Source organism: Priestia sp. FSL W8-0524, from assembly GCF_038005965.1.
GTDB lineage: Bacteria > Bacillota > Bacilli > Bacillales > Bacillaceae_H > Priestia > Priestia zanthoxyli.
On sequence record NZ_JBBOUG010000001.1, the window covers coordinates 5,012,280 to 5,022,500 of the forward strand.

9 protein-coding genes and 1 rRNA gene (1 of these 10 cut by a window edge) are annotated in these 10,221 nt (G+C 40.3%); all 10 read left to right on the plus strand.

Going from position 1 to position 10,221, the window contains the following annotated elements; genetic code table 11:
- Positions 1-205 precede the first annotated feature (205 nt).
- Entirely contained in the window at positions 206-973 is a 768-nt protein-coding gene (locus NST66_RS26190) for a type III pantothenate kinase (protein WP_013054886.1), read from the plus strand.
- Positions 974-985: 12 nt separating this feature from the next.
- On the plus strand, positions 986-1,864 hold the full coding sequence (gene hslO, locus NST66_RS26195; RefSeq protein WP_028412650.1) for an Hsp33 family molecular chaperone HslO: 879 nt from the start codon (positions 986-988) through the stop codon (positions 1,862-1,864).
- 201 nt (positions 1,865-2,065) lie between these two features.
- Complete coding sequence (gene cysK / locus NST66_RS26200) at positions 2,066-3,004, plus strand: cysteine synthase A (RefSeq protein ID WP_013054888.1); 939 nt, start codon at positions 2,066-2,068, stop codon at positions 3,002-3,004.
- 97 nt (positions 3,005-3,101) lie between these two features.
- Positions 3,102-4,517, plus strand: coding sequence for an aminodeoxychorismate synthase component I (gene pabB, locus NST66_RS26205; protein WP_340843746.1), 1,416 nt, complete (start codon positions 3,102-3,104; stop codon positions 4,515-4,517).
- A gap of 2 nt (positions 4,518-4,519) precedes the next feature.
- Complete coding sequence (gene pabA, locus NST66_RS26210) at positions 4,520-5,101, plus strand: aminodeoxychorismate/anthranilate synthase component II (RefSeq protein ID WP_013054890.1); 582 nt, start codon at positions 4,520-4,522, stop codon at positions 5,099-5,101.
- A 4-nt stretch (positions 5,102-5,105) separates the two neighbouring features.
- A complete protein-coding gene (pabC, locus tag NST66_RS26215) occupies positions 5,106-5,969 on the plus strand; it encodes an aminodeoxychorismate lyase (protein ID WP_033580816.1) in 864 nt (287 codons plus the stop codon).
- A 21-nt stretch (positions 5,970-5,990) separates the two neighbouring features.
- Positions 5,991-6,350, plus strand: coding sequence for a dihydroneopterin aldolase (folB, locus tag NST66_RS26220; RefSeq protein WP_028412654.1), 360 nt, complete (start codon positions 5,991-5,993; stop codon positions 6,348-6,350).
- Positions 6,351-6,896, plus strand: a complete 546-nt coding sequence (gene folK, locus NST66_RS26225; protein ID WP_033580815.1) for a 2-amino-4-hydroxy-6-hydroxymethyldihydropteridine diphosphokinase — start codon at positions 6,351-6,353, stop codon at positions 6,894-6,896. It begins immediately after the preceding gene.
- Positions 6,897-7,168: 272 nt separating this feature from the next.
- Complete coding sequence (gene lysS, locus NST66_RS26230; protein ID WP_013054894.1) at positions 7,169-8,653, plus strand: lysine--tRNA ligase; 1,485 nt, start codon at positions 7,169-7,171, stop codon at positions 8,651-8,653.
- A gap of 282 nt (positions 8,654-8,935) precedes the next feature.
- Positions 8,936-10,221 (plus strand): 16S ribosomal RNA (locus tag NST66_RS26235) (it continues 266 nt past the right edge of the window).

A 10,221-nucleotide genomic window follows, 5' to 3' on the forward strand; every position in this document is an offset into this window, starting at 1 on the left:
TGGAGACAATCTCCACTGATCTTTTTTATTTGGTAGAAGTTAGGTTTGGCAAAAAGTTTTTCATATATATAGTGGATAAGTAGGATATCCACTAGAGAATTGTGTCATTATATTCCTATTTTATCTAGAATATACACGTCTATTTACCAGTTATGGTATGATGGTTTCAGTGTGAATACTGAATTTAAATAAAGTGGTGATTGAAATGATTTTTGTATTAGATGTTGGAAATACCAATACGGTATTAGGTGTATACGATGGAGATGAATTAAAGTACCATTGGCGTGTAGAAACAAGCCGTAATAAAACAGAAGACGAGTATGGCATGACAATCAAAGCCTTGCTTGAGCACGTTAGTTTATCTTTTAAAGATATTCATGGTATTATTATTTCCTCTGTTGTTCCTCCTATTATGTTTGCATTGGAGAGAATGTGTCAAAAGTATTTTCATTTAAAGCCGCTTGTTGTTGGTCCTGGAATTAAGACGGGTTTAAATATTAAATATGAAAATCCACGTGAAGTGGGAGCAGACCGTATTGTCAATGCTGTTGCTGGAATTCAGCTGTACGGAAGCCCTTTAATTATCGTTGATTTTGGTACCGCAACCACATATTGCTACATTGATGAAAATAAGCAATATATGGGTGGTGCAATTGCCCCTGGTATTAATATTTCGACAGAAGCTCTTTATTCAAGAGCATCTAAGCTTCCGCGTATTGAAATTGCGCGACCAAATAGCATTGTTGGGAAAAATACAGTATCTGCGATGCAAGCAGGTATTTTATATGGATACGTTGGACAAGTAGAAGGAATTGTAGCAAGAATGAAAGAGCAAGCAACAGTAAATCCTAAAGTTATTGCTACTGGAGGACTCGCAACATTGATTGCTAAAGAGTCGGATATTATTGATATTGTGGATCCATTTTTGACTTTAAAAGGATTACAAATAATCTATACAAAAAATATGGAGTAAGAGGTGTATATTATGGGCGACTATTTAGTAAAAGCACTAGCTTACAATAGTCAAGTTCGCGCTTATGCGGTAAAAACAACGGATACAGTTGGAGAAGCGCAGCGCCGTCACTATACATGGCCTACAGCCTCTGCAGCATTGGGACGTTCAATGACTGCGGGAGTTATGATGGGGGCTATGCTAAAAGGTGAGCAAAAGCTAACAATTAAAATTGAAGGCCGCGGCCCAATTGGTGTTATCTTAGTAGACAGCAATGCCAAGGGTGAAGTGCGTGGATATGTAACGAACCCGCAAACGCACTTCGATTTAAATCAGCATGGAAAATTAGATGTAGCACGTGCTGTAGGTACAGATGGTACGCTGAGTGTTGTAAAAGATATCGGGATGCGTGATCAATTTAATGGACAAGTACCTATCGTATCGGGAGAATTAGGAGAGGATTTCACGTATTATTTCGTGACATCTGAGCAAGTTCCATCTTCAGTAGGTGTAGGTGTACTTGTTAACCCTGATAACACAATCTTAGCTGCGGGTGGATTTATCATTCAGCTTATGCCAGGAACAGATGATCAAACGATTACAGCTATTGAACAACGTTTACAAACGATTGAACCCATTTCAAAACTAATCCAAAAAGGTCTTTCTCCTGAGGAAATCTTAGAAGAAGTTCTTGGAAAAGAAAACGTAAAGTTTCTAGAGACAATGCCTGTAGAGTTCAAATGTCAGTGCTCAGAAGAAAGAATTGCTAATGCCATTATCAGCTTAGGAAAAGAAGAGATTCAATCGATGATTGAGGAAGACGGCCAAGCTGAAGCACAGTGTCATTTTTGTAATGAAACCTATCGTTTTGATAAAAAGCAGCTAGAAGAAATGAAAGAACAAGCAATTTAAATGAAATAAAAGATTCTTTAAAGGCGTCATTTTATAAATGAACGCCTTTTTTTATAAGTGTTAAGTCCTATTTATGTATATATTGATCTAAAAATATAACAAAAATAGGTAAATGGAAAGACAAAATGATTGACAATTTAGAAAACATCTGATAAATTGTATACAAAATCAATAAAATTAGTTGGTATTAGGAGTGGTCATATGGCACGTATTGCAAATTCAATTACAGAGTTAATTGGTCAAACACCAATCGTAAAACTAAACCGTCTAGTTGAAGAAGATATGGCGGATGTATATTTAAAATTAGAATTTATGAACCCAGGAAGCAGCGTAAAAGATCGTATCGCATTAGCAATGATCGAAGATGCTGAAGCAAAAGGTGTATTAAAGCCTGGAGACACCATCATTGAACCAACAAGCGGTAACACAGGAATTGGCTTAGCAATGGTAGCTGCAGCAAAAGGATACCGTGCTATTTTAACAATGCCTGAAACGATGAGTATTGAGCGTCGTAATCTGCTTCGTGCGTACGGTGCAGAGTTAGTGTTAACACCAGGTCCAGAAGGAATGAAAGGTGCGGTTAATAAAGCAACTGAGCTTGCAAAAGAGCACGGCTACTTTATTCCTCAGCAGTTCCAAAATGAAGCTAACCCAGAAGTGCACCGTCAAACAACGGCTAAAGAGATCATCGAGCAGTTTGGCGATCAGCTAGATGGATTTGTGGCAGGTATTGGTACTGGCGGTACTATTACAGGTGCTGGCGAAGTATTAAAAGAAAAGTATCCAAACATCAAAATTTATGCGGTAGAGCCAGCTGATTCTCCGATCTTAAGTGGTGGTCAACCAGGACCTCATAAAATTCAAGGAATCGGTGCAAACTTTGTTCCGGATACGCTTAACACGGAAGTATATGACGAAGTTGTCGCTGTTCAAAACGACCAAGCTTTTGAATATGCACGTAAAGTAGCAAAAACAGAAGGCGTACTAGTAGGTATCTCTTCTGGGGCTGCGATTTATGCTGCGTTAAAAGCTGCAAAACAGCTAGGAAAAGGTAAAAAAGTGTTAGCGATTATTCCAAGTAACGGTGAGCGTTACTTAAGTACTCCATTGTTCCAATTCGAGGAACAAACACAAGCATAAAAACCATAAAAGAACAGCTTCTATATGAAGCTGTTTTTTTTCATCTGAGAATCATGTAAAATGAAAGCAGGTGATTTATTTTTAGGAGAGTGAACAAATGCAGCAAAGAATGACTTGGGGCGAATCTATTTCTATCTCTAAAAACCAATGGTTCAAAAAATATCAAGAGTTGTCAAAAGAGGAACCGAATCATATCCTGCTTGAAAGCGGTCGAGGCGGAAAGTTTCAAATGATGGGATTAAAACCTGGAGCCATTTTGCGAGGCGAACAAAACGAGCTTCATATCAAAACGGATGGCCAAGCTACTGTTCAAAAAGGTAATCCGCTTCATCTTATGCGAGACTGGATGAAGAAGTTTGAAGCAGAGGTGAATCCAGATCTTCCTCCTTTTCAAGGTGGAGCAATTGGCTTTATTAGCTATGATTATATCCGCTATGTAGAAACCATACCTGATCTTGCTGAAGATTCATTGAAAACGCCGGACGTTTATTTCCTTATTTTCGATGACGTATTTGTATACGATCAAGAAAAGGAAAAGCTCTGGATTATCGTTAACGATGAAGCAGATTGTAAAGAGCAGGCACATAAGCGTATTGATCAATACAAAAAGGACTGGATGGAGGCAAGTGCTGAAGGGCTCTCATATGAGCGTATTCATCGTGTTGCCGAAAAGAGTGAGGTTTCAATGTCTGAAGCTGCTTTTTCAGATGCCACAACTCGCGTACATGAGTACATCGGTCAAGGCGATGTGTTTCAAGTGAACTTATCTGTTCGACAGTCTCAACAGCTTCAAACTCATCCTATGCATATCTACGAACAGGTACGAAAAATCAACCCGTCTCCTTATATGTCTTATATGCAGACAGAAGAATTTCACATTGTGAGCTGTTCACCAGAACTATTAGTGAAAAAAGCCGGTGACGAAATCAGTACGAGACCAATTGCGGGAACGCGCTCTCGCGGTAAGGATGATCAAGAAGACCAACAGTTAGCGGATGAGCTTATTCATAACGAAAAAGAGCGTGCAGAGCATGTGATGCTTGTTGATTTGGAGCGTAATGACCTTGGTAGAGTAAGCGACTATGGTACCGTTCATGTTGACGAGTTTATGGTTATTGAAAAGTATTCACATGTGATGCATATTGTGTCTAATGTAAAAGGCAAGCTCGCGCGCAATAAAGATTTTGTAGATATTGTAGATGCGGTTTTTCCTGGAGGAACGATTACTGGAGCGCCTAAAGTTCGTACAATGGAAATCATTGAAGAACTTGAACCTGTAAGGCGAGGAATTTATACAGGATCGATTGGTTGGATTGGGTTTAATGGAGATATGGAATTAAATATTGCGATTCGCACTATGATTATTCAAGACGGCCAAGCTTATGTGCAGGCTGGTGCGGGTGTTGTAATTGATTCAAATCCGAAACACGAATACAAAGAATCACTGAAAAAAGCAATTGCACTATGGAAAGCAAAAGAGCAGAGCGAAAATGAGCTGAGTGAGGGTGAGTAAAGATGATATTAATGATTGATAATTATGATTCTTTTACGTTTAATTTAGTACAGTATTTAGGTGAGCTAGGGCATGAGCTTCTTGTAAAAAGAAATGATGAAATTACACTTTCTGAAATTGAAGTGCTAAATCCAGATTTCTTGATGATCTCCCCGGGACCTTGTAGTCCTAACGAAGCGGGAATCAGTTTAGAAGCCATCGAGTATTTTGCAGGTAAGATTCCAATATTCGGCGTATGCTTAGGGCATCAGTCGATTGGGCAAGCTTTTGGAGGGAATGTGATTCGTGCGGATAAATTAATGCACGGTAAAACATCTGAAATGCATCATGATGGCCGTACTATCTTTAAAGGTCTTGATAATCCGTTCACGGCAACTCGATATCATTCTTTGATTGTAGAAAAAAGTTCACTGCCGGATTGCTTTGAGATTTCAGCGTGGACAGCAGAAGATGAAATTATGGCGATTCGCCATAAATCATTACCTATTGAAGGGGTACAGTTCCACCCTGAATCTATCATGACTTCTTACGGTAAAGAAATGCTGAAGAATTTTATTGAAACTTACGAAAAAAAGCGAGTGTAATGATATGTATATATACGTCAATGGTGAAGTAAAGCCTGCGTCTGAAGCCACTATTTCTCCGTTTGATCACGGATATATGTATGGTCTAGGGCTATTTGAAACGCTACGAGTTTATGATGGTCATCCATTTTTAGTGGAAGACCATCTGGATCGACTGCGTAGCAGCTTACGTGAATTAAATATTGTATGGGACTACTCCACACAGGACGTGTTGGCAATTATTAATAGTCTGTTAATGAAAAACAATGAGAGAAATGCGTATGTTCGATTAAATGTTTCAGCAGGAAATGGCGGAATTGGACTGCAAGTGGAAGAATACGACAAGCCATCTACAATTGTATACATGAAATCAATGCCTCATCCATCGAGCCCCCTTGTAAAAGAGGGGCTTATTCTTGAGACAAAGCGAAATACGCCCGAAGGAACCGTGAGGTTGAAGTCTCATCATTATTTAAACAATGTACTGGCTAAGCGAGAAGTTGGTTCAGACTTAAATAAAGAGGGTATTTTTTTAACAAAAGAAGGGTTCTTAGCCGAAGGTATTGTGTCCAATTTATTTTTTGTAAAAGATGATTGTGTATATACACCGTCTCTTGAAACAGGTATCTTAAATGGAATTACGAGACAGTTTATCTTTACGCTTTTAAAAAAGAAAAACATAGAAGTTGTAGAAGGTTTATTTACGGCGGAACAGCTTTTGGAGAGTGATGAAGCTTTCGTTACAAATTCCATTCAAGAAATCGTACCTCTTCGAAGTATAAAGGATAAGAAGTTTTCAGTCGGAGACCATACGTTAACAGCTCAGTTGCAAAAAGAGTATCGCTCTTACACGATGTCGCTAATGAGTCGACGCGAGCTACATGTATAAAAGCGAAAGGAGAGGCTAAAGATGGATAAAATTTATGTGAATGATATGCGTTTCTATGGATATCATGGTGTATTTCCAGAAGAAAATAAATTAGGGCAGCGTTTTCACGTGGATTTAACTGTAGAACTAGATTTAAAACAAGCTGGTACTACGGACAATTTAGAATACTCGGTGAGCTATGCAGATTTATACCAAACATGCCAGGAAGTTGTAGAGAAGCGCACGTTCAAGTTAGTTGAAACGGTGGCCGAAACGATTGCATCTGAATTGCTTGCTAATTACGAACTCGTGCAGGCTTGTACAGTAAAGGTATATAAGCCTGATCCGCCAATTCCCGGTTATTATCAATCGGTAGCTATTGAAATTAAAAGGAGCCGTTGAATGACAACAGAAGCATATATTGCATTAGGATCAAATATTGAAAATCGAATGGAACATTTGAAGTCGGGAGTTACTGGCTTGATGAAACATTCTGAGGTTAAGGTAGTGGCTGTTTCATCTGTTTATGAAACGGCCCCGGTCGGGTATACGAATCAAGCAAGCTTTTTAAACATGGTAGTAAAAATACAAACAACGTATTCGTCAGAGCAACTTTTAGATTGTTTGCAAGCCATTGAACAAGCGGCAGGTCGAAAAAGAGAGATTGTATGGGGACCTAGAACCCTTGATTTGGATATCTTACTTTATAGTAATGAAATCATTCATACGGATAGGCTGAACGTCCCTCATCCCCGAATGTTTGAACGGGCGTTTGTGATGGTTCCTCTGAACGAACTAGCTCCATCTCTTATTCTCCCTGTAGCAGAAGAAAAAGTTGAAACCATCACAAAACGGTTATCGGATTTAAAAGATGTAAAATTATTTCGAGAGCAAACAACTGATATACTAGATATGTTCGAAAATAATAGGAATGATTTACATAAGTAAAAATGAATCTTATTAGTTGATTCATTTTTATATTGGCGTAAAGTAGAGTTCACAGTGAAAACTTTAAGGTTTGGGTTCGCAGGTTGTTGGTTTATTCGGTAGCTTGTTAGAGAAATCGAAGAAAAAGAGAAGCGAAGCAAGAATAAAGCGATTTGACATAGAGAAACGACTGAACCTATAATAATTTTAAAGAAACGTAGTAGTTGCCAGTAAACATGCTGGCCTTTTTTCTGTTTCGGAAAACTTAATTATACGATGGAGATGAGTAAACGATGAGTCATGAAGAATTAAATGATCAATTTCTCGTTCGTCGCGAAAAAATGAGCAACCTACGAGATCAGGGTATTGATCCGTTTGGTCAACGTTTTGAACGTACACATACATCACAGCAATTAATTAGTGAGTATGACGAGTTAACAAAAGAACAGTTAGAAGAAAATGAAGTGCCTGTGTCACTAGCTGGTCGTATTATGACAAAGCGTGGAAAAGGAAAAGCAGGTTTCGCTCACGTTCAAGATTTAACAGGACAAATTCAGCTTTATGTACGTAAAGATGCAATTGGCGAAGAACAGTACGAAATCTTCAGCAGCGTAGATATCGGTGACTTGGTAGGGGTTGAAGGTGTTTTATTCAAAACAAAAGTTGGCGAACTTTCTATTAAAGTAAAAGATTTCACGTTACTAACAAAAGCGCTTCGTCCACTTCCAGATAAATATCATGGTTTAAAAGATATTGAACAGCGCTACCGTCAACGTTACTTAGATTTAATTACAAACCCAGAAAGTAAACAAACATTTATCTCAAGAAGCCGCATTATTCAATCGATGCGCCGTTACTTAGATAATCACGGATACTTAGAAGTTGAAACACCGATGATGCATTCAATCGCAGGTGGAGCAGCAGCTCGTCCGTTTGTGACACACCACAATGCTCTTGATATGGAACTTTATATGCGTATTGCGATTGAACTTCATTTAAAACGTTTAATCGTAGGTGGATTAGAAAAAGTATATGAAATTGGCCGTGTATTCCGTAATGAAGGTGTATCTACACGTCACAATCCTGAATTTACAATGATCGAATTGTACGAAGCGTATGCGGACTACAAAGATATCATGGCTTTAACAGAGAACTTAATTGCACACATTGCGCAAGAAGTACTTGGCACAACAAAGATTCAGTATGGTGATCAAGAGGTAGACCTAACGCCAGAATGGACAAGACTTCATATGGTCGATGCTATTAAACAATATACGGGCGTAGACTTCTGGGGAGAAACATCTGTTGAAGAAGCTCGTGCTTTAGCAAAAGAACACGGGGTAGAAATCACTGAACATATGCAATATGGACATATTGTAAATGAATTCTTTGAACAAAAAGTAGAAGAGCAGTTAATTCAACCGACGTTCATTTACGGACATCCTGTAGAAATCTCTCCACTTGCTAAGAAAAATGCGGAAGATCCGCGTTTTACTGACCGTTTTGAGCTGTTTATCGTGGCGCGTGAACACGCGAACGCATTTACAGAGCTAAATGATCCAATTGACCAACGTGAGCGCTTTGAAGCTCAGTTGAAAGAGAAAGAACAAGGAAACGATGAAGCACATGAGATGGATGATGACTTCATTGAGGCATTAGAATACGGTATGCCACCTACAGGTGGTCTAGGAATCGGTATTGACCGCCTTGTTATGTTACTAACAAATGCACCGTCAATCCGTGATGTACTATTATTCCCACATATGCGTCAACGCTAAAAAAAGAGATGGCTACGGCCATCTTTTTTAGGTATTAATATTAGAAAATTTAAACTTTTAATTTACCTCTTGTTTTTATGAAAACGATTTGGTATATTTATATCTGTTGCTAACGCAGATAAGCGAAAACAACAAAAAGAAATAAAAAAGTTGTTGACATTACGTTGATAACTTGATAAGATAGTAAAGTCGCTTAAGAGCGGCGGTTGAACTTTGAAAACTGAACAAAGCGACAAACGTCAACGTTAATTTTTATTTTTTAAATTGAGCAAGTCAAACATTTCTTCGGAGAGTTTGATCCTGGCTCAGGATGAACGCTGGCGGCGTGCCTAATACATGCAAGTCGAGCGAACTGATTAGAAGCTTGCTTCTAAGACGTTAGCGGCGGACGGGTGAGTAACACGTGGGCAACCTGCCTGTAAGACTGGGATAACTTCGGGAAACCGAAGCTAATACCGGATAGGATCTTCTCCTTCATGGGAGATGATTGAAAGATGGTTTCGGCTATCACTTACAGATGGGCCCGCGGTGCATTAGCTAGTTGGTGAGGTAACGGCTCACCAAGGCAACGATGCATAGCCGACCTGAGAGGGTGATCGGCCACACTGGGACTGAGACACGGCCCAGACTCCTACGGGAGGCAGCAGTAGGGAATCTTCCGCAATGGACGAAAGTCTGACGGAGCAACGCCGCGTGAGTGATGAAGGCTTTCGGGTCGTAAAACTCTGTTGTTAGGGAAGAACAAGTACGAGAGTAACTGCTCGTACCTTGACGGTACCTAACCAGAAAGCCACGGCTAACTACGTGCCAGCAGCCGCGGTAATACGTAGGTGGCAAGCGTTATCCGGAATTATTGGGCGTAAAGCGCGCGCAGGCGGTTTCTTAAGTCTGATGTGAAAGCCCACGGCTCAACCGTGGAGGGTCATTGGAAACTGGGGAACTTGAGTGCAGAAGAGAAAAGCGGAATTCCACGTGTAGCGGTGAAATGCGTAGAGATGTGGAGGAACACCAGTGGCGAAGGCGGCTTTTTGGTCTGTAACTGACGCTGAGGCGCGAAAGCGTGGGGAGCAAACAGGATTAGATACCCTGGTAGTCCACGCCGTAAACGATGAGTGCTAAGTGTTAGAGGGTTTCCGCCCTTTAGTGCTGCAGCTAACGCATTAAGCACTCCGCCTGGGGAGTACGGTCGCAAGACTGAAACTCAAAGGAATTGACGGGGGCCCGCACAAGCGGTGGAGCATGTGGTTTAATTCGAAGCAACGCGAAGAACCTTACCAGGTCTTGACATCCTCTGACAACTCTAGAGATAGAGCGTTCCCCTTCGGGGGACAGAGTGACAGGTGGTGCATGGTTGTCGTCAGCTCGTGTCGTGAGATGTTGGGTTAAGTCCCGCAACGAGCGCAACCCTTGATCTTAGTTGCCAGCATTTAGTTGGGCACTCTAAGGTGACTGCCGGTGACAAACCGGAGGAAGGTGGGGATGACGTCAAATCATCATGCCCCTTATGACCTGGGCTACACACGTGCTACAATGGATGGTACAAAGGGCTGCAAGACCGCGAGGTCAAG